The 21,212-nt window shown below is 71.6% G+C and carries 18 protein-coding genes and 1 tRNA gene; 13 read left to right on the top strand and 6 right to left on the bottom strand.

Going from position 1 to position 21,212, the window contains the following annotated elements:
- Positions 1-5 precede the first annotated feature (5 nt).
- Both ACX27O_RS10235 and ACX27O_RS10230 read right to left on the bottom strand, forming a co-directional pair.
- The gene (locus tag ACX27O_RS10235; protein ID WP_030338033.1) at positions 6-1,445 is read right to left on the bottom strand and encodes an MFS transporter; all 1,440 of its coding nucleotides are present in this window, start codon (positions 1,443-1,445) and stop codon (positions 6-8) included.
- A gap of 85 nt (positions 1,446-1,530) precedes the next feature.
- Positions 1,531-1,767: a hypothetical protein gene (locus tag ACX27O_RS10230; protein ID WP_210859535.1), complete on the bottom strand. Its 237-nt coding sequence runs from the start codon at positions 1,765-1,767 to the stop codon at positions 1,531-1,533.
- Between the two features lie 147 nt (positions 1,768-1,914).
- On the opposite strand from ACX27O_RS10230, the gene ACX27O_RS10225 reads away from it, so the two are divergent.
- A complete protein-coding gene (locus ACX27O_RS10225) occupies positions 1,915-3,072 on the top strand; it encodes a geranylgeranyl reductase family protein (protein WP_357635288.1) in 1,158 nt (385 codons plus the stop codon).
- 1 nt (position 3,073) lies between these two features.
- A complete protein-coding gene (locus ACX27O_RS10220; protein ID WP_245233798.1) occupies positions 3,074-3,334 on the top strand; it encodes a hypothetical protein in 261 nt (86 codons plus the stop codon).
- Positions 3,335-3,391: 57 nt separating this feature from the next.
- Here ACX27O_RS10220 and ACX27O_RS10215 read toward each other — a convergent pair whose 3' ends face one another.
- Positions 3,392-5,182, bottom strand: coding sequence for a bifunctional metallophosphatase/5'-nucleotidase (locus ACX27O_RS10215; RefSeq protein ID WP_210859531.1), 1,791 nt, complete (start codon positions 5,180-5,182; stop codon positions 3,392-3,394).
- A 187-nt stretch (positions 5,183-5,369) separates the two neighbouring features.
- On the opposite strand from ACX27O_RS10215, the gene ACX27O_RS10210 reads away from it, so the two are divergent.
- On the top strand, positions 5,370-6,272 hold the full coding sequence (locus ACX27O_RS10210) for an SDR family oxidoreductase (RefSeq protein WP_309140766.1): 903 nt from the start codon (positions 5,370-5,372) through the stop codon (positions 6,270-6,272).
- 160 nt (positions 6,273-6,432) lie between these two features.
- Here ACX27O_RS10210 and ACX27O_RS10205 read toward each other — a convergent pair whose 3' ends face one another.
- Together ACX27O_RS10205 and ACX27O_RS10200 are read right to left on the bottom strand one after the other, a co-directional pair.
- Complete coding sequence (locus tag ACX27O_RS10205; RefSeq protein WP_036412771.1) at positions 6,433-7,092, bottom strand: nucleotidyl transferase AbiEii/AbiGii toxin family protein; 660 nt, start codon at positions 7,090-7,092, stop codon at positions 6,433-6,435.
- Positions 7,089-7,430 (bottom strand): hypothetical protein, encoded by a 342-nt coding sequence (locus ACX27O_RS10200; RefSeq protein ID WP_458939334.1) that lies wholly within the window; start codon positions 7,428-7,430, stop codon positions 7,089-7,091. Before ACX27O_RS10200 ends, ACX27O_RS10205 begins: the two co-directional genes overlap by 4 nt.
- Positions 7,431-8,205: 775 nt before the next feature.
- Between ACX27O_RS10200 and ACX27O_RS10195 the strand changes: the two genes are divergently transcribed.
- The 7 genes from ACX27O_RS10195 (at position 8,206) to selB (ending at position 18,372) form a co-directional block, all read left to right on the top strand.
- A complete protein-coding gene (locus ACX27O_RS10195; protein WP_458939333.1) occupies positions 8,206-8,772 on the top strand; it encodes a hypothetical protein in 567 nt (188 codons plus the stop codon).
- A gap of 853 nt (positions 8,773-9,625) precedes the next feature.
- A complete protein-coding gene (gene fdh / locus ACX27O_RS10190; RefSeq protein ID WP_458939470.1) occupies positions 9,626-12,898 on the top strand; it encodes a formate dehydrogenase in 3,273 nt (1,090 codons plus the stop codon).
- Entirely contained in the window at positions 12,888-14,012 is a 1,125-nt protein-coding gene (locus tag ACX27O_RS10185) for a 4Fe-4S dicluster domain-containing protein (protein ID WP_458939332.1), read from the top strand. Before fdh ends, ACX27O_RS10185 begins: the two co-directional genes overlap by 11 nt.
- Positions 14,009-15,148 (top strand): NrfD/PsrC family molybdoenzyme membrane anchor subunit, encoded by a 1,140-nt coding sequence (gene nrfD, locus ACX27O_RS10180; RefSeq protein WP_210857802.1) that lies wholly within the window; start codon positions 14,009-14,011, stop codon positions 15,146-15,148. Before ACX27O_RS10185 ends, nrfD begins: the two co-directional genes overlap by 4 nt.
- A 13-nt stretch (positions 15,149-15,161) precedes the next feature.
- A tRNA-Sec gene (locus ACX27O_RS10175) sits at positions 15,162-15,257 on the top strand.
- 23 nt (positions 15,258-15,280) lie between these two features.
- On the top strand, positions 15,281-16,585 hold the full coding sequence (gene selA, locus ACX27O_RS10170) for an L-seryl-tRNA(Sec) selenium transferase (RefSeq protein WP_030327727.1): 1,305 nt from the start codon (positions 15,281-15,283) through the stop codon (positions 16,583-16,585).
- Between the two features lie 2 nt (positions 16,586-16,587).
- Positions 16,588-18,372 (top strand): selenocysteine-specific translation elongation factor, encoded by a 1,785-nt coding sequence (gene selB, locus ACX27O_RS10165; protein ID WP_458939331.1) that lies wholly within the window; start codon positions 16,588-16,590, stop codon positions 18,370-18,372.
- Positions 18,373-18,390: 18 nt separating this feature from the next.
- Here selB and ACX27O_RS10160 read toward each other — a convergent pair whose 3' ends face one another.
- On the bottom strand, positions 18,391-19,431 hold the full coding sequence (locus ACX27O_RS10160; protein WP_458939330.1) for an NAD(P)-dependent alcohol dehydrogenase: 1,041 nt from the start codon (positions 19,429-19,431) through the stop codon (positions 18,391-18,393).
- A gap of 96 nt (positions 19,432-19,527) precedes the next feature.
- Here ACX27O_RS10160 and ACX27O_RS10155 point away from each other — a divergent pair, with 96 nt between their 5' ends.
- From ACX27O_RS10155 to ACX27O_RS10145, 3 genes are read left to right on the top strand one after another with little or no spacing between them, the layout of a single operon-like run.
- On the top strand, positions 19,528-20,136 hold the full coding sequence (locus ACX27O_RS10155) for a TetR/AcrR family transcriptional regulator (protein ID WP_030327724.1): 609 nt from the start codon (positions 19,528-19,530) through the stop codon (positions 20,134-20,136).
- A 55-nt stretch (positions 20,137-20,191) separates the two neighbouring features.
- Entirely contained in the window at positions 20,192-20,923 is a 732-nt protein-coding gene (locus ACX27O_RS10150) for a hypothetical protein (protein WP_458939329.1), read from the top strand.
- Between the two features lie 57 nt (positions 20,924-20,980).
- Positions 20,981-21,178 (top strand): hypothetical protein, encoded by a 198-nt coding sequence (locus tag ACX27O_RS10145; protein ID WP_030327722.1) that lies wholly within the window; start codon positions 20,981-20,983, stop codon positions 21,176-21,178.
- The last annotated feature ends 34 nt before the right edge of the window (positions 21,179-21,212 follow it).

Below are 21,212 nucleotides of genomic sequence, written 5' to 3'. Positions count from 1 at the left end.
CCCGGTCAGTTCTTGTGGTTGTGGTTGCGCCAGATGTCGATCAGCGCGGCGATCAGCGCGAGCACGATGATGCCGGTAGCCAGCATGAGGGACTGTTCGAAGGCGGTGGTCCAGTCGCCGCGGCTGTCGGCCAACGACGAGAAGAACAGTGAGCCGACGGCGGCGATGCCGGCCGCCGCGCCGATCCGCTGACCGGTCTGGAGCATGCCCGCGCCGCTGCCCGCCTGATCTACCGGCACTTCGGAGAGGGTGATCGTCTGGTTGGGGGCGATCACGAGTCCGCTGCCGATGCCGGCGACGAGCAGCGGGCCAGCGGTGACCCACGGTGCCGGGGCGTGCGGTGCGAGGTGCAGCGCGATGACCGTCGCGGCCAGCCCGACCACCACGGTGAGCAGGCCGATGGCGACCAGTGGTCGGCCGAAGCGGTTGACGATGCGGCCACCGAGTACGGCGGCGGCGGCCGAACCCAGGGCGAAGGGGGTGATGGCCAGGCCGGCGACGAGGGCGCTGTAGCCGAGACCCATCTGCAGGAACAGGGTGAAGATGAAGAAGATCGCGGTGAACCCGCCGAAGTAGACGAGCGCCAGGATCGAGCCCAGGGTGTACGACTGGAGGTTGAACAGTCGAAGGTCGAACAGGGGTTGGTTGCGGCGCGCGTACCGTCGTTCCCAGAGCCCGAAGGCGACCAGCACCGCCAGGCCGGCCGGGATGAGCGCCCACTTCCAGGGGGTGCGCCACTGCTGTTCCTGCACCAGTGGCAGCAGGACCAGCACCACGCCGATGCCGAGCAGCAGGACGCCGACGGGGTCGAGTCGACGCCAGCCGGGTTGACCGGTGGGGCGGCCGGGCAGCAACCGCCAGCCGAGGATCACCGCGAGAACACCGACGGGCACGTTGACGAAGAAGACCCAGCGCCAGCCGTGCTCCTCGCCGCCGACGGCGATGAGCAACCCGCCGAGTAGCGGCCCGACGGCGGTGGAGATGCCGATGGTGGCGCCGAGCAGCCCGAACGGGCGGGCGCGTTCGGGCCCCCGGAACAGCTGCTGGATCAGCCCGATGACCTGCGGGTTGACGACGCCGGCCGCGGCGCCCTGCAGCAGTCGGGTGATGACCAGCCAGGTGGGGGAGGTGGCGAGGCCGGCGAGCGCGCTGGTGATGGTGAACAGCGCGATGCCGAAGACGAACGCGTTGCGCCGCCCGCGGGCGTCGCCGAATCGGCCGGCGGGCACCAGCGCCAGGCCGAAGGTGAGCGCGTACCCGGAGAGAACCCACTGCAGGTCGCTCGGTGAGGCGTGCAACGCCCGGTCGATGGACGGCACCGCGACGTTGACGATGCTCACGTCGAGCAGGGTCATGAACGCGGCGACGAGTCCGACGCCGACGGCCTGCCAGCGTCGTCGGTTCTCGGCCGGGGTGACCGGCTGCGGCGGCTGCGCCGCGTTCATCGTGCCCCCCGTCGACCCTTGGTCACGCATGGTTGACCGCTACCCGGGTCGGCGGGGGGCGAACCGTGCCGGCTGGTTCCGTGGGTCACGCCATCTGGCGGGCGCAGAACCGGGGGCCGAAGTCGAGGCCGGCCATCGGTGAGTCCTCGCGGTGCAGCAGGCCCTTCTCGGTGAGCAGGTGCAGGGGGCTGCCCACCTGTTCCTCGGTGAGTCCGGATTCCTCGGCGATCAGGTCCGGGTAGGGCACCTGCCCGCGTGCCTCAAGGGTGGTGACCGCCTGGTACACCCGTTGCTCGGCCTCCGACAGTGGCACCTGCTGCATGGTTCCTCCTTCGCTCGGCCGCCACTGCGGTGGCGGTTGCCGTGCGCCGGTTACCCCCTCGGTGACCGAAGATGCGCACCCGATCGGGCGGTCGCGACGGCGGGCGGGTCGGCCGGTCGCGCGTCGGTGGTGCCCTAGGCTGCTTCCGTGATCGTTTGGGACCTCGTCGTTGTCGGCGCTGGCCCCGCCGGGCTGTCCGCGGCGCACGCCGCCGCCCGTGCGGGCGTTTCCACACTTGTTGTCGAGCGGGCCGCGCACCCGCGGTACAAGACCTGCGGTGGTGGTCTGATCGGCACCTCGCTGGCGGCTGTCGAGGGTCGGATCGAGGTGCCCGCGCACGACCGGGTGGACCGGGTGACGTTCACCCGCGACGGCGGTCGGGAGTTCACTCGCCGCAACGACAGTCCGGTGGTGACGATGGTGCGCCGCGAGGAGTTCGACGACCGGCTGCGGGCCGCGGCGGTCGCCGCCGGGGCCGAGATGCGGGAGCGGGTCGCGGTCCGCGCTATCGAGCAGGACCCTGATGGGGTACGCCTGCGGCTGGCCGACGGTACGACGATCGCGGCTCGTGCCGTGATCGGGGCGGACGGCTCGTCGGGGGTGACCGGCCGGCATGTCGGGGTTCGGTACCGGCAGGTGGATCTGGGTCTGGAGGTGGAGCTTCCGGTGCCGCCCGTCGAGCAGGAGCGGTGGCGGGGTCGGCTGCTGCTGGACTGGGGTGCCATGCCGGGCTCGTACGCCTGGGTCTTTCCGAAGGGTGACCGGCTGACCGTCGGTGTGATCGCCGGTCGCGGCGCGGGGGAGGGGACCCGTGACTACCTGCGGCGGTTCGTCGACCGGTTGGGTCTGACCGGGTTGCCGGCGGAGCACGACTCCGGTCACCTGACCCGGTGCCGTGCGGAGGATTCACCGTTGCGCAACGGCCGGGTGCTGGTCGTGGGGGACGCGGCGGGGCTGTTGGAGCCGTGGAGCCGGGAGGGCATCAGCTTCGCGTTGCGGTCCGGTGCGTTGGCCGGGGCGGCGGTCGCGGGCGGTGATCTGGCGGGGTACGAGCGGGCGGTGGCCGAGCGTCTGCTGCCGGAGATGCGGGCGGGGTTCCGGCTGCTCGACGTGTTCACCCGCCGCCCGGATGTGTTCCACGCCCTGTTGGCGACCCCGCCGGGCTGGCGGATGTTCGTGCAGTTCTGCCAGGGTCGGGCGAGCTTCGACGAGATGCTGCGCCGCCGCCCCATCCGGGCAGCCCTCGCGGTGCTGGATCGGTTACCCGCCCCCCGCCGGGCACCCGCTATTCACCCAGGATCCTAGGATGCCCTACGCGACGTGCGCCCCGCCACTGGTGTCCAACGGGCTGGGCGTCGGACAATCGCAGGGGAGTCAGGAGGTGCCGATGACCGAGCAGCCGTTCACCGACGACGAGTACGCGTTCCTGCGCCACGTACGGTTCGGGCAGTTGCCGCTCGCCGCCCGCCCCGATCAGCGGGTCGAGCTGACCGAAACCGAGTCACGAAGCGATCGGCCCGACGTGTGGGACGACCCGGTCCACTGGGACCTGCGCCACGCCGGCTGACAACGCACGACGGGCCGCGGGTGTCGCCACCCACGGCCCGTCGATGCTGCGCTGAGGTCAGAAGACCGGCACGCCCTCGCGTACCAGCCGCCAGTTCGGCTGGAAGAAGTCGGCCGGGTCGATCGTCCCCTTGGCCTGCGCCCAGTCGATGAGCAGCTGGCGGATCTCCTGCTGCGCGTTGTAGACCTGGGTCTTCACGATGCCGGGGAAGTTGCCGCCGCCGCTGCGCCGGTAGTTGTTCACCGCCACCACGAACTGGGCGTTGTCGGCCACCGGCGTGTCGGTGCCGGCCAGCACCAGGCGGGTGATGCGCTGCCCGACCGGCTTGGAGATGTCGATGTCGTAGTCGACGCCGGAGAAGACGTCGTAGTTGTAGTCCGGCACGGCCGGGTCACTGATCTGCTCCGGGTCGACCGGCGCGCCCGGCGCCAGGGTGCGGAAGTACTTCGCCGAGTACTCCAGGTACGCGCGCACCTCGGCTCCGCTGAGCACCACCGCCTCGAGGGTGTTGTCGTACACGTACAGGCCGGCCACGTCGCGAATCTTGACGTCGCCGGCGGGGAAGACGGCCGTGCGGCTGAACGGCGCCGCGATCGACAGCACCGGCAGGTCCGCGTACGCGGTGCCGGCCAGCGCCGCGCCGACCACCTCGGTCTGCACGTGGTTGATGAAGTCCAGGATGGGCGTGTCCTTGTACCGCGACTCGGCCGCCGACAGCTCCACCGTCGACTGCGCGACCACCTGGTTGACGTACGCGATGGTCTTCTGGTGTTGGGCTCGCACGGCGGCGAGCACCTTCGGGTCCTCGACCACCGTGTTGGTGTTCAGCATGGTGGCGGCCTTCTTGGTGATCGTCCACCGACCACGCTCGCGGGCCAGGGTGAAGTCCATGCGGGTGAGCCGCTGGCCCCACTTCGACGGCTCGGAGAGCAGCACCTGCGCGCCGGTCCGCTCGTTGGTGACGAACCGCTCGACCACCTCGTTGTGCGCGTGGCCGAAGAGGATCGCGTCGATTCCCGGCACCTGCTGGGCGATCAGCGCCACCGGGTTCTCGTTCGGCAGCTCCGGGCCGTAGCTGGAGGTGCCGCTGTCACCGCCGTGCGCGGAGATCAGCACCAGGTCCGCGCCGCGGGCCCGCATGATCGGCACCCACTTCGCGGCGGTCGCGATCATGTCGTCGAAGCGCAGCTTGCCCTCGACGTTGCCCTTGTCCCAGATGGCCACGCCGGGGTTGGTCAGCCCCAGGATGCCGACGCGCAGGGTCGGCGCGGCGAAACCGAGGGAGACCTTCTTGATGACGTACGGCAGGAAGGCCGGCTTGCCGGTCTTCGCGTTGACGGCGTTCGCGGCGAGCGCGGGGAAGCCGAGCTGGCGGATCCACAGGTCCAGCAGCGGCAGACCGTAGTTGAACTCGTGGTTGCCCAGGGTCACCGCGTCGTAGTCGATGACGTTCATCGCCCGGGCCATCGGGTGCTTCTCCCCGGTGGCGGTGATCGGCTCCTGCTTGGCGTAGTACGTCGCGAGGGGAGTGCCCTGAATCGTGTCGCCGGCGTCGAGCACGAGCGTCGCCTTGCCGCGCCGCTCCCGACGGATCTGGTTGATCAGGGTCGCCAGCTTCGCAACACCGATGTCGTTCTGCTTGCTGTCGTCGTACTCGGCGTCGCGGTAGTAATCCCAGTTGTAGACGTTGCCGTGCGTGTCCGACGTGCCCAGGAGGGTGAGGTCCCAGGTGCGCGGCCGGGCCGGGCCGGCCGCCTGCGCGGGCGCGGCGGCGATCAGCGGGGTGGTCGCCGCCGCCGCTGCGGCGACGAGCACCTGGCGGCGCGACGGGCCGGATCCAGAGGTCATGACGTGCCTTTCCATGGGGGTGGACGCGCCTCGTGAGCGCCTTGCGCACCATAACCAGCAGCTGACACTCCCGCCACGCCAGCCCCGGCAGCTGCAACGGTTTCCGCAGGCCGACGCAGGGTAGGGCCATCACGACGACATTCGCGGGAGAGCCCCACCTTCCGCGCGCGACGAGGAGATGGCAGCAGTGAGCGAGGATCAGCACACCCAACAGGACCCGACCAGCCAGTACGGCCAGCAGTCCGGCCAACCCGCACAGCAGCAGTCGGCGCCGGGCGCGACCGCGGAGATGACCCCGAAGCCGGACCACGGGGAGGAGTCGTACCGGGGCAGCGGCAAACTCGACGGCAAGCGGGCACTGATCACCGGCGGTGACTCCGGGATCGGCCGGGCGGTCGCGATCGCCTTCGCCCGGGAGGGCGCGGACGTCCTCATCTCCTACCTTGGCGAGGAGGAGGACGCCGACGCCCGGGAGACCGTCCGGCTGATCGAGGCCGCCGGGCGCCGAGGCATCGCGGTACGTGGCGACATCACCGACGAGGCGCACTGCCAGGAACTGGTCGACCGGGCGGTGCGGGACCTGGGTGGCCTCGACATCCTGGTCAACAACGCGGCGTACCAGATGTCGCAGGACAAGGGCATCCTCGGGATCAGCACCGAGCAGTTCGACCGGGTGTTCAAGACCAACCTGTACGCGATGTTCTGGCTCTGCAAGGCCGCCATCCCGCACCTGGCCGAAGGGGCGGCGATCATCAACACGTCGTCGATCCAGGCGTTCGACCCGTCGCCGCAGTTGCTGGACTACGCCACCACGAAGGCGGGGATCGCCAACTTCACCAAGGCCCTCGCCGCCGACCTGGCCGAGCAGGGCATCCGGGTCAACGCTGTCGCTCCCGGTCCGGTGTGGACGCCGCTGATCCCGGCCACCATGCCGAAGGAGAAGGTGGAACAGTTCGGCACCGACACCCCCGAGGGACGCCCCGGGCAGCCGGCCGAGCTGGCACCCGCGTACGTCTTCTTCGCCTCGCAGGAGTCGAGCTACGTCACCGGCGAGATCCTGGGCGTCACCGGCGGTCGACCGACCAAGTGATGACCCACCCGGGTGGGCGTCGTGCGGGCGCCCACCCGGCGCTGTGGTGTGCCGGGGCCACCGGCCGTGCTGGCTCAGTGCCTCGCACGCTCCCGCGAACCGGCTCATCGGGCGTGGTCGGGTGGTGCGCACCGATGGTGCGGTGCGGTCGGGCGTGGGGTTAACGCGGCCAGCTGGCGAAGCGTTGTCGAATCTCGGCGACCTCGGCGGCGCCCAGGCCGTACCGGCCGAAGCGCTGGTCGGAGAGCCGGTCCAGGTAGCGGCCAGCGGCGCGGACGTCGTCCGGGTCCAGCGCGGGATCGACCTGACGGGCCAGCACCAACAGCTCGGTCACGTCATAGTGGTCGAGAGCCGCGGCCACGTCGATGAAGTCGCGAACCTCCCGCCGGTTGACCAACGCCGCGATCTTGTTCGCCACCAGGTCACGGACGTCCATCACCGGGCCGAGGTCCATCACCACCGGGCTCTGCTGGCGGTCCAACCGGGCCAGGCTGAGCCGGATCTGCCGTCCGTCGCGGCTCACCACGAAGTCCTTCATGTCCTGCTCGTACCCGTCGAACAGCTCGGCCAGCTCACTGTCCGGGTCGGCGTCAGTGACGAGGAACCCGGCCCGCTCCAGAGCCACGCGCACCCCGGCGGACGCCGCCGCCGCGGCACCCTCCACGTCCGCGAAGAGGTCGACGTCCTCCGTCGGTCGGGCGACCAGACCGTGCGCCGCCCACGCCACCCCACCACCCAGCACGAACCGGTACGGCCCGGCGGCGGACAGCGCCACCCGGGCCACCTCCCGGTAGAACTCGTGCAGATGCGGTTCGGTCACGCCGTACGCAGGCCGCGGTGCCGGCTCTCCCACGCCTGGCGTACGCCCCGAGGCAGGTTGAGCAGTCGCCACACCCGGCGCAACGTCCGCCCGTTGATCAGGGAGCGCAGATCCTCGGCCCGGGTGGTCTCGCGAAGCACGTTCTCGTACATCCAGAGCAGCTGGTCGGGGTCGCCGAGGTCGAAGGTGCGCTCGGCGTTCCACATCAGCCGCACCGGCAGCTCCACCGCACCCCGAGTGGGACCGGCCAGCTCGGCGAGCGTCCGCGCCACCACAGCGGGACGACCCGGGCGGGCCAGAAACGCCACGCCGGTCGCGGTGGGGGAGACGGCCTGCATGGTGTCAGGGTAACGCCCACCCGGGCCGGTGTCGCTCAGGCTGATCCCATCGCGCTATCGCAGACGAACCCACCCGACCTTGCTCGCCGCGATGTTTGTCCGGTTATGCGCCAGCCGAGGTCGTCAGACGATGCATGATCGACTCGGGTTTCATGAAGTCGGGGTGTCCCGGCGTCCCGGATGCCCCGGTTTCCGTGAACCCGAGTGGATCACGGGCGTGCGGGCCGGTTCGGCGCCGTGGGGCCGTGGTCGTGTGGGTGGTGTGTCGGGTTGTGGGGTGTGTGTGGGTGGTGACCGGGCGCACCCGCAGGCGGGAATCGTGGCCGGGCCGGGGTCGTTACACACCCTGACGATCGCAGCACCACCTCCCGCCGCCCGGTTTCACGGGCGCGGGATCTGAGGTCCGGCAGGGTGGAATGCCCCCCGCCACCCGGTCGTTATGGTCCCCACGACCGACCGCAGGCACCGCCGTGATGGGGGTGTCGGCAGGTTGGGCCAGCCCGGAATGACCCCGGCCCCCCGGTCGTTGTGATCCCCACGATCGACCGCAGGCATCGCCTCCCCGTGGGTGCCGACGGGTTGGGCCACCCCCGGAATGACCCCGTCCCCCCGGTCGTTACACCTGGACCCCGGCGCCACGAGCCCCGCTCGCAGGCCGCCGACCCCTCAGACTTTTCCCGGTTTGTTTGTGCAGCGCCGGACGAGGTGCTCACACCCCGCCGCCGTTCCCCCCTTTGGCGGTTCGGGTGTTCCTACCCCCGAAGGAGCTACCCCCATGAACACGATCTTCCGTAAGAGCATGCTGTCCGTTGCTGGTCTCGCGTTCGCCGGTGGTGTCTTCGCCGGCCCGATCGCCGCCCACGCCAACCCGGTCGTGGACGCCAAGCCCGCCGCCGCAGCGGTGGCCGTGCAGTCGGCGCCGAAGCCGCAGGGCGAGCAGTCGCACATCACCCTCAACGACGAGCAGAGCGCCAACGTCAAGGCGATCATCGCCGCCACGAAGAAGGCCGGCCTGCCTGAGCGCGCCGCGGTCATCTCGATCGCGACGAGCCTGCAGGAGTCGAAGCTGGAGAACCTGGGCCACCTGGGTGACAGGAACGATCATGACTCGCTGGGCCTGTTCCAGCAGCGCCCGTCCAGTGGTTGGGGTACCCCGGAGCAGATCACCGACCCCGAGTACTCCACGACCGCGTTCCTCAAGGGCCTCAAGCAGGTCGACGGGTGGCAGGACATGCCCCTGACCGACGCCGCGCAGACCGTGCAGGTCTCGGCGTACCCGGACGCCTACGCCCAGTGGGAGCAGCAGGCCACCGACCTCGTCGCCCAGCACTGGAACAGCTGACCCGCACCACCGCACCACCGCACGGTAGAACCGTGAGAACACCGACCGCTGGCCGGCACCCGCAACCCGGGGTGCCGGCCAGCGGCGTATGTGTCACGTGGTGGTGCGCGCCGGCGTCGTCGCGTCATTCGTTCGCGAGATCTTGGACAGTTTCCGTTACGTGAGAACGGAAACTGTCCAAGATCTCGCGATTCCGGGTCCTGATTGAGCGTCGCGGTGGGGCGTCGCGGTGAGGTGGCTCCGTCGTGGGGTGGGTCGGGCACCGCGCTGGCCGACCCGTCGCGGGCGGGGCAGTGTCGTGCCGCGACGTGCGGCGACGCCACGGCGGCCCGTGCGGGAACGACGGTGGTTCGTGCGGCAACCGACCGCGGTCCGTGCGGCAACCGACGGCGGACCGCGCGCCAACCCGGGACGACCCGCGCGGGAACGACGACCACCCGCGCGGCAACCCACGACCGCCCGCGAGGCAAGCCACGGTGGTCCGGGCGCCAACCCACGACCGCCCGCGCGGAAACGACGGCGGCCCACCCGGGAAGCCGGCGCGTCCGTGCGCCAACCCCAGCGGCGCGGAGACCGATGGCGGCCTGCGCGGGGAACAAGGTGGGGGTGCGGCTGGTTGAGGACAGTGTCGGTGTGACTCAGTGTCCCCGGGCCTCACCTAATATCGCCTTCGCGGAATACCGTTCGGCTGGAGCCGCGTCGTGCCACTCGCCGAGAGGCGACCTGCACACCGACACCCAGCGCCGCCCCCGGCCCAACGGCCGGGGGCGGCGCTGTCGGTATCCCCGGTTCGCGAACCTGTCTCGGTTGACCTATGTTCAGAGGGTCGCTCGCGTGGGAGGGGGTGTCGGGGTTGGGCCTGCGGACCTTTATCGAGGGTTGGCCGGTGTACCGGCAGCTCACCGGCACGGACCCGCTGGGTCGGGGCGCGGCGGCGAAGTCCGACGGGTCCCGCGCGCTCACCGCCCGCACCGACACCGCCGATTCGGTCGCCCGTTCCGTCTGCCCGTACTGCGCCGTCGGGTGTGGTCAGCGGGTGTTCGTCAAGGACGGGCAGGTCAGTCAGATCGAGGGTGATCCGGACAGTCCGATCTCGCGGGGTCGGCTCTGCCCGAAGGGTTCGGCCAGTAAGAGCCTGGTGACCAGCCCGCTGCGGCAGACCACGGTGCGCTACCGCCGCCCGTACTCGACGCAGTGGGAGGATCTGGACCTCGACACGGCGCTCGACATGATCGCCGATCGGATCCTCGCCGCCCGGGAGCAGACCTGGGAGGACGTCGACACGCAGGGCCGGCCGCTCAACCGGACACTGGGCATCTCCAGCCTGGGCGGGGCGACGCTGGACAACGAGGAGAACTACCTGATCAAGAAGTTGTTCACCGCGATGGGGGCGCTTCAGATCGAGAATCAGGCCCGTATTTGACACTCCGCCACCGTCCCCGGTCTGGGGGCCAGCTTCGGTCGTGGCGGTGCGACGGATTTTCAGCAGGACATCGCCAACGCTGACGTGATCGTCATTCAGGGTTCGAACATGGCTGAGGCGCACCCGGTGGGTTTCCAGTGGGTGATGGAGGCCAAGCGCCGAGGGGCGAAGGTCTTCCACGTCGACCCACGGTTCACCCGGACGAGCGCGGTAGCGGACGCGTACCTGCCGATCCGGGCGGGCACGGACATCGCGTTGCTCGGTGGGGTGGTGCGTTACATCCTGGACAACGAGTTGGACTTCCGGGAGTACGTGCTGGCGTACACCAACGCGGCGACGATCGTCAGCGAGGAGTTCAGCGATACCGAGGACGGCGACGGTTTCTTCTCCGGTTTCGACCCGGAGACCGGCACGTACGTGCAGGACAGTTGGCAGTACGAGGGCCACGAGGACTCGTCGGGCAGTGGGCACACCGCCCAGGAGCGGGACAGCGCCGCGGGGTTGACGCACGAGTCGCACGGCGCGCAGGTGGGTGGGCAGACGCGGCGCGACGAGACGTTGCAGCATCCGCGCTGCGTTTACCAGATCCTGAAGCGACACTTCTCCCGCTACACGCCCGAGATGGTGGAGCGGGTCTGCGGTATTTCCCAGGCGCAGTTCCTGGAGTTGGCGCGGGCGTGGACGCAGAACTCCGGGCGGGACCGCACCGGCATGCTCGTCTACTCGGTGGGGTGGACGCAGCACAGCGTGGGTGTGCAGTACATCCGCACCGGCGCGATCATCCAGCTGTTGCTGGGCAACATGGGTCGCCCGGGCGGCGGGGTGATGGCGCTTCGTGGGCACGCCAGCATCCAGGGCTCCACCGACATTCCGACACTGTTCAACCTGCTGCCCGGTTACCTGCCGATGCCGCACCACGCCGAGCACCCGAGCTTCGACGAGTGGGTGGACAGCATCCGCCACCCGGGGCAGAAGGGGTTCTGGGGTAACGCGCGGTCGTTCGCCGCGAGCCTGCTCAAGGCGTACTGGGGGGACGCGGCGACGCCGGAGAACGACTTCTGTTACGGCTATCTGCCGCGGATGACCGGTGATCACGGCACCTACCAGCAGGTGCTGAACATGATCGACGGCAAGATCAAGGGGTACTTCCTGCTCGGTCAGAACCCGGCCGTCGGGTCGGCGCACGGTCGGGCGCAGCGCCTCGGCATGGCCAACCTCGACTGGCTGGTGGTCCGGGACCTGTTCATGATCGAGAGCGCGACGTTCTGGCAGAACGGCCCCGAGGTCGCCACCGGGGAGATCGTGCCCGAGGAGTGCCGCACCGAGGTGTTCTTCCTGCCCGCGGCGTCGCATGTGGAGAAGGAGGGCACGTTCACGCAGACGCAGCGGTTGTTGCAGTGGCGGGAGAAGGCCGTCGAGCCGCCGGGTGACGCCCGCTCCGAGCTGTGGTTCTTCTACCACCTGGGCCGCAAACTGCGCGAGAAGCTGGCCGGGTCGCCGTTGTCGCGCGACCGGGCGCTGCTCGACCTGACCTGGGACTATCCCACGCACGGTCCGCACGCGGAGCCGAGCGCCGAGGCGGTGCTGCGCGAGATCAACGGGTACGACGTGGCGACCGGCGCGCCGTTGTCCAGCTTCGCGGAGGCGCGCGCCGACGGTTCCACAGCCGTCGGCTGCTGGATCTACACCGGGGTGTACGCCGACGGCGTCAACCAGGCCGCCCGCCGCAAGTCCCGGCACGAGCAGGACTGGGTGGCCGCCGAGTGGGGTTGGGCCTGGCCGGCGAACCGGCGCATCCTCTACAACCGGGCCTCGGCCGACCCGGACGGCAACCCGTGGAGTGAGCGCAAACGCTACGTGTGGTGGGACGCGGACAAGGGCGAGTGGACCGGTTACGACGTGCCGGACTTCGAGAAGACCAAACCACCGTCGTACCGGCCGCCTCCCGGTGCGTCGGGGACGGAGGGCATCGCCGGCGACGATCCGTTCGTCATGCAGGGCGACGGCAAGGGCTGGCTGTACGCGCCCAGCGGCGTCCTGGACGGCCCGCTGCCGACGCACTACGAGCCGGTGGAGTCGCCGGTGCGTAACCCGCTCTACGGTCAGCAGGCGAACCCGACCCGCAAGATGTACGCGCATCCGGTGAACTCGGTGAACCCGAGCCCGCCGCAGGAGCACAGTCAGGTGTTCCCGTACGTGTTCACTGTCAGCCGGCTCACCGAGCACCACACCGCCGGTGCGATGAGCCGGACCGTGTCGCCGTTGGCCGAGTTGCAACCGGAGATGTTCGTCGAGGTGTCCCCGGAGCTGGCCGGCGAGGTCGGGTTGGCGCATCTGGGCTGGGCGCACCTGGTCAGTGGCCGCGCGGTGATCGAGGCGAAGGTGCTGGTGACCGACCGGTTGACCCCGCTGCGGGTGGACGGTCGGGTCATCCACCAGGTGTGGTTGCCGTACCACTTCGGTTTTGAGGGTTTGGTGACCGGCGACTCGGCCAACGACCTGTTCGGGATCAGCCTGGATCCGAACGTGCTGATTCAGGAGAGCAAGGTGGGCACCTGCGACGTGCGGCCGGGCCGGCGTCCCACCGGGCCGGCGTTGCTCGACCTGGTGGCCGACTACCAGCGGCGTGCCGGGATCAACCCGGGCCAGCACGCCCCGGCCGTGACCACTGACGATGAGGGGAAGGAGCACGGTGCTTCCTGACCCGAACAGCCTGTACGGGCCGCTGGACCCGGCACCGGACGCGGGCTACGAGGACGCGCCGCCGCGGATGGGGTTCTTCACCGATACCAGCGTCTGTATCGGTTGCAAGGCGTGTGAGGTGGCCTGCAAGGAGTGGAACGGTGTGCCGGAGAGTGGCCTCGATCTGCTGGGTATGTCGTACGACAACACCGGCGCTCTGACCGCGAACTCGTGGCGCCACGTCGCGTTCATCGAGCAACCCCGGCCGGCCGGGCATCGCGCGCCGCCGTTCGTGGGAACGCCGACCGAGGGTTCGGCCAGCGCGGCGTCGGCGGTCGTGGCGGCCCGCACCGGTGGGCGCACCGGCACTGACCCGGGCGTGCCGACCGGTGCGCCGTCGGCGGCCGCCGGGATGGCCGCGGGCGGGCCGGTGGACGTGCTGGGTGCCCCGATGGGCGCCGGCCCGGCCGATCCGATCGCCGGGAGCGGGGGTGGCGCCGGTCCGCAGTTCCTCGGGATGCCGGGTGCGCAGCCGCCGGGGCGGGGTTCGGGTGCGGAGGGTCGGACGGATTTCCGGTGGTTGATGATGTCGGATGTCTGTAAGCACTGCACGCATGCGGCGTGTCTGGATGTGTGTCCGACGGGTTCGTTGTTCCGGACGGAGTTCGGGACGGTGGTGGTGCAGGAGGACATCTGCAACGGCTGCGGTTACTGCATCTCGGCGTGTCCGTACGGGGTGATTGATCAGCGTAAGGGTGATGGTCGGGCGTGGAAGTGCACGTTGTGCTACGACCGGTTGGGTGTGGGAATGACGCCGGCGTGTGCGCAGGCGTGTCCGACCGAGTCGATCCAGTACGGGGAACTCGACGAGTTGCGCGAACGCGCCGCCGCCCGGGTGGCGACGCTGCACGAGCGGGGGGTGCCCGAGGCGCGACTGTACGGGCACGACCCGAACGACGGTGTGGGTGGGGACGGGGCGTTCTTCCTGCTGCTGGACGAGCCTGAGGTGTACGGGCTGCCACCGGACCCGGTGGTGACCACCCGCGACCTACCGAAGATGTGGAAACGCGCCGGCCTCGCCGCGCTCGCCATGGCGGCGGCGACCGTCGCCGCGTTCGTCGGAGGTTCTTCATGACGCCACCGGGCCCGGTCGGCGACCGGTTCCGCCGCTTCCGGGAGCGGCTCGCCGACGAGCACAGCAACCAACCCTCGGTGAGCGCCCCCGGGGGCGACCTGACGGTCCGGCGAGACGCCAACCGTCGGCGCGGCGGGCGGCGCGGTGGCGGCGAGGAACTGCGGGTGCCGGAGGCCGAGTTCACCTCCTACTACGGTCGGCCCGTCCTGAAGCCGCCGGTCTGGAAGTGGGACATCGCCGCGTACCTGTTCACCGGCGGGTTGGCCGCCGGCTCATCGTTGCTCGCCGCGGGCGGGCAGCTCACCAGGCGGCCCGCGTTGCGGCGCGCCGGCCGGGTCACCGCGTTGGCCGCCGTCAGCGCCAGCGCCGTCTTCCTGGTCAGGGATCTGGGCCGGCCGGCGCGGTTCCACCACATGCTGCGGGTGGCCAAGCCGACCTCGCCGATGTCGATGGGCACCTGGATCCTCACCGCGTACGGGCCGGCGGCGGGCGTCGCCGCGATCGCCGAGGCGGCCGGTGTGCTGCCCCGGCACGGTCTGCTCGGGCTGGCCGGTCGGGTGTTGCCGCCGGTCGGGCACGCCGCCGGGCTGCTCGCCGCCGGCACCGCGCCCGCGCTGGCCACGTACACCGGGGTGTTGCTGGCCGACACGGCGGTGCCGTCGTGGCATGAGGCGTACCCCGAGCTGCCGGTGATCTTCGCGGGCAGCGCGTTGGCCAGCGGCGCCGGCGTGGGTCTGCTCGCCGCGCCGCCGGCCCAGGCCGGGCCGGCCCGCCGGATGGCGGTGGCCGGCGCGGCCCTGGAGCTGTACGGCGCGCACCGGGTGGAGACCCGTCTGGGCCTGCTCAGCGAGCCCTACCGGTTGGGCCGGCCGGGTCGGTTGCTACGCGCGGGGCGGCTGCTGACCGCCGGTGGGGTGGCCGGCGCGCTGCTGGGCCGGCGCAGCCGGGTGGTCGGTGCGCTCTCCGGGACCGCGCTGCTGGCCGCGTCGGTGCTGACCCGGTTCGGGATCTTCTACGGCGGCGTCGCCTCGGCCCGTGACCCCCGGTACACGGTGGTTCCGCAACGCGAACGGGTCGAAGCGCGGCGAAGCGGCATGGATCTTCCATCTGATCGGGCGGCCCCGCCCGCGGTGTGATCGAATGTCCGGTGGAGGCGTTCAGGCGGCTGGTGCCCCTCCCGGTCTTCAAAACCGGAGTGGTCCGGGACCCGGGCCAGGCGGGTTCGATTCCCGTCCGTCTCCGCCACACCGCTTGCAGGAGATGACGTGATGGGCGACGGCCCGGTGGACCCGCGACGTCGGGTGCCCCGTACGGACACGCTGCTGGCCGACCCGGTGCTGGCCGCCGCCACGGTGACCCTCGGCCGGGAGCAGGTCAAGGCGATCGTCTCCCGCGCGCAGGACCGCGCCCGTCGCGGCGAGCTCCACCCCGACGAGGTACGCGACGCCGCGGTCGTCGCGTTGCCCACTCCCGGCCCCCGGGTGGTGCTCAACGCCACCGGCGTCGTGCTGCACACCAACCTGGGCCGGGCCCCGTTGTCGCCCGCCGCCGTCGCCGCGGTGGTGGCCGCCGCCGGGCACACCGACGTCGAGTTGGACCTGGCCACCGGTCGGAGGGCCCGTCGCGGCCGGGGCGCGCTCGACGCGCTGGCCGCCGCCGTGCCCGACGCCGGCGCCGTGCACGTGGTCAACAACGGCGCCGCCGCGCTGGTGCTGGCCGCCACCGCGTTGGCCGCCGGCCGGGAGATCGTGGTCAGCCGGGGTGAGCTGGTCGAGATCGGCGACGGTTTCCGCCTGCCTGACCTGCTGGAGAGCACCGGTGCGCGGCTGCGCGAGGTGGGCACCACCAACCGCACCACGGTCGCGGACTACGCCGCCGCCCTCGGCCCGCAGACCGGCTTCGTGCTCAAGGTGCACCCGTCGAACTTCCGGGTCACCGGCTTCACCTCCGCCGTCGGGGTGCGGCAACTGGCCACACTCGGGGTGCCGGTGGTGGCCGACATCGGCTCCGGGCTGCTCGGCGCGGACCCGCTGCTGCCCGACGAACCGGACGCGGCCAGCACCCTGCGCGCGGGCGCCGCACTGGTCACCGCCAGCGGCGACAAGCTGCTCGGTGGGCCGCAGGCGGGGCTGCTGCTGGGTGACGCCGAGCTGATCGACCGGCTGCGTCGCCACCCGCTGGCCCGGGCGCTGCGGGTGGACAAGCTCACCCTGGCCGCGCTGGCCGCCACCCTGCACCAACCGGGCACCCCGACCCGGGCGGCGCTGCACGCCGACCCGGGTGTGCTGCGCGAACGGGTGGAGCGGCTGCGCGACCGCCTCGGCGCGGACGGCCGCAAGGCGGAGGTGGTGCCGGCCGTCGCGGTGGTCGGCGGGGGCGGCGCCCCCGGGGTGGAGCTGGACTCGTGGGCGTTGAGCCTGCCCGAGCGGTACGCGGCGCCGCTGCGCACCGGAGAGCCGCCGGTCCTCGGCCGGGTGGTACGCGGCCGGCTCCTGCTCGACCTGCGCTGTGTGCCCGCCGACGCCGACGAGGCCGTCCGCCAGGCGGTGCTGCGCGTACCCGGGGACGACTGACAGTGTTCGTCGTCGCGACCGCCGGGCACGTCGACCACGGCAAATCGACGCTCGTGCGGGCCTTGACCGGGATGGAACCCGACCGGTGGGCGGAGGAACGCCGCCGGGGGATGACCATCGACCTGGGTTTCGCCTGGACGACACTGCCGTCCGGCGGCACCGTCGCGTTCGTCGACGTACCCGGGCACGAACGGTTCGTGCCGAACATGCTCGCCGGGGTCGGCCCGGTCCCGGCGGCGCTGATCGTGGTGGCCGCCGACGAGGGGTGGATGCCGCAGTCCGCCGAGCACCTGGCCGCCCTCGACGCGCTCGGTGTCGCGTACGGCCTGCTGGCGGTGACCCGCGCGGACCTGGCCGACCCGGGGCCGGCGATGGCCCGCGCGCGCGCCGAGATCGCCGCGACCAGCCTCGGCGCGGTGCCGGCGGTGGCGGTCAGTGGCCTGACCGGCGCGGGCCTGCCGGAATTGCGGGCCGCCCTGGACCGGCTCGCCGCCGACCTGCCCGCGCCGGTGCTGGACGATCCGGTCCGGCTCTGGGTGGACCGCAGCTTCACCGTGCGGGGCAGCGGCACCGTCGTCACCGGCACCCTCGGCACCGGTCGACTGCGAGTGGGCGACGAACTGGAGCTGGCCGGCGCCGACGAACCGGTCCGGGTCCGTGGCCTGCACTCGCTGGGCGAGCCCCGACCGGAGGCGGCGGCGGTCGCCCGGGTCGCGGTCAACCTGCGCGGTACGCCCCGCGACCGGCTCGGTCGGGGCGACGCGCTGCTCACCCCGGGCCGGTTTCACCACACCGACCTGGTCGACGTCCGGCTCGCCGGCGACCCGGCCGCCGACCTGCCGGCCACCCTCACCCTGCATGTCGGGTCGGCGGCGGTGCCGGTACGGGTGCGCCCGCTCGGCCCGGACACCGTCCGGCTGCGGCTGGCCCGACCGTTGCCGTTGCTGGTGGGCGACCGGGCGCTGCTGCGGGACCCGGGTCGCCACCACGTCAGCGGCGGGGTGTGGGTGTTGGACGTGGCACCCCCACCGTTGGCTCGACGCGGCGCGGCGGCCGCCCGCGCCCAGGTCCTCGCCGAGCTGGGCGGTCGACCCGACCTGGCGGGGGAGCTGCGCCGCCGCCGGCTGGTCCGGGCCGGCGCGTTGGTCCGGATGGGCGTGCCGGTGCCCACCGTGTCGGGTCGGGACCGGCCGGAGTTCGCCCAGCCGGTGGCCGGTGACTGGTTGGCCGACCCCGCGTACTGGCGGGTGCTCGCCGAGCGGCTGACCGAGGAGGTCGCCCGCCACGCGCGCGAGCACCCGTTGGAGCCCGGGATGCCGGTGGACGCGTTGCGGCAGCGTCTCGCCCTGCCCGACCGGGCGCTGGTCGAGGCGCTGGTCCGGCCGCCGCTGCGGATCCACTCCGGCCGGGTCGGGGCGTCGAGCACCGACGCGCTGCCCGAACCGGTGGCCCGGGCCGTGCAGCGGGTCCGCGCCGAGTACGGCGACCGGCCGTTCCGCGCCCCCGAAGCCGATCGCCTCGTCGACCTCGGTCTGGGTCCCCGGGAGATCGGTGCCGCGGTGCGCGCCGGCGCCCTGCTGCGGTTGGCCGACAACGTGGTGTTGCTGCCCGACGTGCTCGACGACGCGGTGCGGGTGCTGGCCGGGCTGCCGCAGCCGTTCACCCTCTCCGCGGCGCGGCAGGCGTTGGACACCACCCGCCGGGTGGCGGTGCCCCTGCTGGAGTTGCTGGACCGGCGGGGCGCCACCCGCCGGCTGCCCGACGACGCCCGGATCGTCGTCACCTGAGCGGCGCGCCGACCACCGTCAGTCGAGGTCGGACATGTCCAGCACGAAGCGGTAGCGGACGTCGTTTCGCCGCAGGCGGTCGAGTGCCGTGCCCACCTGCGCCGACGGGAGGATCTCGATGTCGGCGGTGACGCCGTTGTCGGCGCAGAACTGGAGCATCTCAGCCGTCGAGCGGCGGCCTCCGCTCCCGGCGGAGCTGAGCCTCTTGCGGCCGATGAGCAGGTCGGTGGTCTCGACGGTCACCGGTCCCAGGTATCCGAGCAGGCTGAGGGTGCCGTCCATCGCCACCAGCCGCAGGTACGGCGCGAGGTCGTGCGGTGCGGAGATGGTGTCGATGACGAGGTCGAAGGTGTCGCGGGCGGCAGCCATCTGCTGGGGATCGGTGGAGTCGATGAGGTCGTGTGCGCCGAGCCGGCGGGCGTCGTCCCGCTTGTCCAGGGTGCGGCTGATCACGGTCGTGGTGGCGCCGAGTGCCACGGCCATCTTGACCGCGAGGTGGCCCAGGCCGCCGAGCCCGGCCACGGCGACGCGGGTGCCTGGGCCGACGTTGTGGGAGCGCAGGGGTTCCCACACGGTGACGCCGGCGCACAGCAGCGGGGCGGCTGCGGCCGGGTGGAGGCCGGCGGGGAGTGGGTAGGCGAAGGTGTCCCGCACGACGTATTCGCGGGAGAAGCCACCCAGCGTCGTCGACCCGTCCTGCCGGTCCGTGCCGCCGTAGGTCAGGGTCGGGAAGGAGTGGCAGAAGTTCTCCTGTCCGGCCGCGCACATGGCGCAGGCGCCGCAGGAGTCGACGATGTTGCCCACTGCGACGCTGTCGCCGATCGAGAAGCGGGTCACCTCGGGGCCGGTGTCAATCACCACGCCGGTGAATTCGTGCCCCGGCACCAGTGCGGCGTCGGCGTGCTGGTCGTGGTCGCGCAGGGCGTGCAGGTCGCTGTGGCAGACCCCGCAGTAGTCGACGCGCACCGCGATGTCGTCCGGACGTAGGTCACGGCGCTCGATCGGGGTACGCCGCAGTTCCGTCGGGCCGGTTGCTCGCCATCCGGTGGTCCTTCGCATGATCGACTCCTATAAACAGACTGTTCGGTCTGTTGGAGCTTAGGTCGGGCCGCGAGCCGAAGCAAACCAACTGTTCTGTTTTGCTACTGTGGGGCCATGCCGGAGCAGCCCCTGACCTCGCGAGGTGCCGCGACCTACCAGCGCATCCTGGACGCCGCCACCGAGGAGTTCGCCCAACACGGCATCGCCGGGGCCCGCGTCGACCGCATCGTGACGGCGGCCCGCACTAACAAGGCGCAGCTCTACGCCTACTTCGGGGACAAGGAACGACTCTTCGACGCGATCTTCCTCAGCTCGCTGGAACGCATCACCAACGTCGTGCCCATCGACGCCGACGATCTCGCGGACTGGGCCGTCCGCCTTTACGACGAATACCTGCGCCGCCCCGACCTCATCCGGCTCGCGACCTGGACGCGGCTGGAACGCCGGCCCGCAGGACACCTCGTCGAGACCCACCAGCACTACGACGATCGCAAGCTCACGGCGATCGCCGAGGCCCAGGCCGCCGGCCGGATCCGCGGTGGTGACCCGTTCGACATCATGGCCCTGGTCATCGCGATGTCGATGGCTTGGTCGCCGGTGAGCAACGTCTACGCCGCCAGCGGCCAGGAACCCGACGACGTGCACTCCCGCCGTCGTGCTCTGCTTCGCGACTGCGTCCGGCGAGCCATCGTGCCGACGGACCAGGATCACCCCGACCGCTGAGCGCCGCGACCGATCCGGTGCTGACCCGGTTGCGCCGAGATGCGACGGTGGGCTGATGGTCGAGGTGTCCCCGTCCCGGTCGTGCGGTGGTCGGTGGCGCGTCGTCTCGGTGGCGCTGCGTTGGGCGCTGCCGGTGCTGTGGGTGCTGTGGGCCGCTCTGGCGTGGTGGGTCGAGCCCCGCGAGTCGACCGAAGCCCAACTCGACCGGGATCTCGCGGCGGGCCGGGTGGTGACCTATCAGCGGGCGAACGGCTGGGACGACGACGACCCCTACTGGGGCAGCCGACCTGATCTGCGGCCCGCCGAGCAGGGTTGGATGATCACGTGGACGGTGCCCAGCGGTCAGACCCGGTACGCCTCGGTCCAACCGCCCGACCTCCAGCCGTACTCGGCGGGGCCGGACCGGCCAGCGCGGACCGGGCTGGATGCGCGGCTCGCCGCCGTCGCCGATCCGTGGCACGCCGTCGGGGACGTGGCGTCCCGGATTGCGACCACGGCGGGTCTGCTCGCCGGTGTGCTGACTCTGCTGTGGCTGGGCCGGCTGATCGTCGGCGCGCCGCCGCTGGCCGGCACGAGGTGGTTCTGGTTCTGGGTGGGGCTCCTGCCGTTCGGGACAGGTGTGCTGGCGTGGACGTACCGGGAGTTGTGGAAACCGCCGCAGGCGCCGGTGCCCGGCCGGGGCTCGGGGTGGCGTGGCTTCGGCTGGTTGATCCTCGCCGGCATCGGGATCAGCCTGCTGGTGTCCGTCGCCCGGATCGTGTTCGGAACGACGGTGGTGCCGGGCTGAGCCGGCGGTGCCGGCCAACCGACCCCGAGGTCGGCGGTGGTCACCTACGGTGACGCCATGGACCCTTCGGCGGTCTGGCGGGACCGGCAGCACCGGTGGCGGATCGAGGCGTACCGCGCTCCGGACCTGCGCTTCGCCATCTACGCCACCAACGGCCCCACCGAGTCGGTGCCGCTGTGGCTGTTCGGGATGTCGGCGTTGGCGCGGTGGCTGATGACCCACGCCATCTCGCTGGACGACCTGGAGGTCGACTGAACCGGGCGCGGTGGCAAACCGGGCCCGCGCCGCG

The organism is Micromonospora sp. SD19 (assembly GCF_054462275.1).
This window is presented reverse-complemented; position numbering and strand designations above follow the sequence as displayed.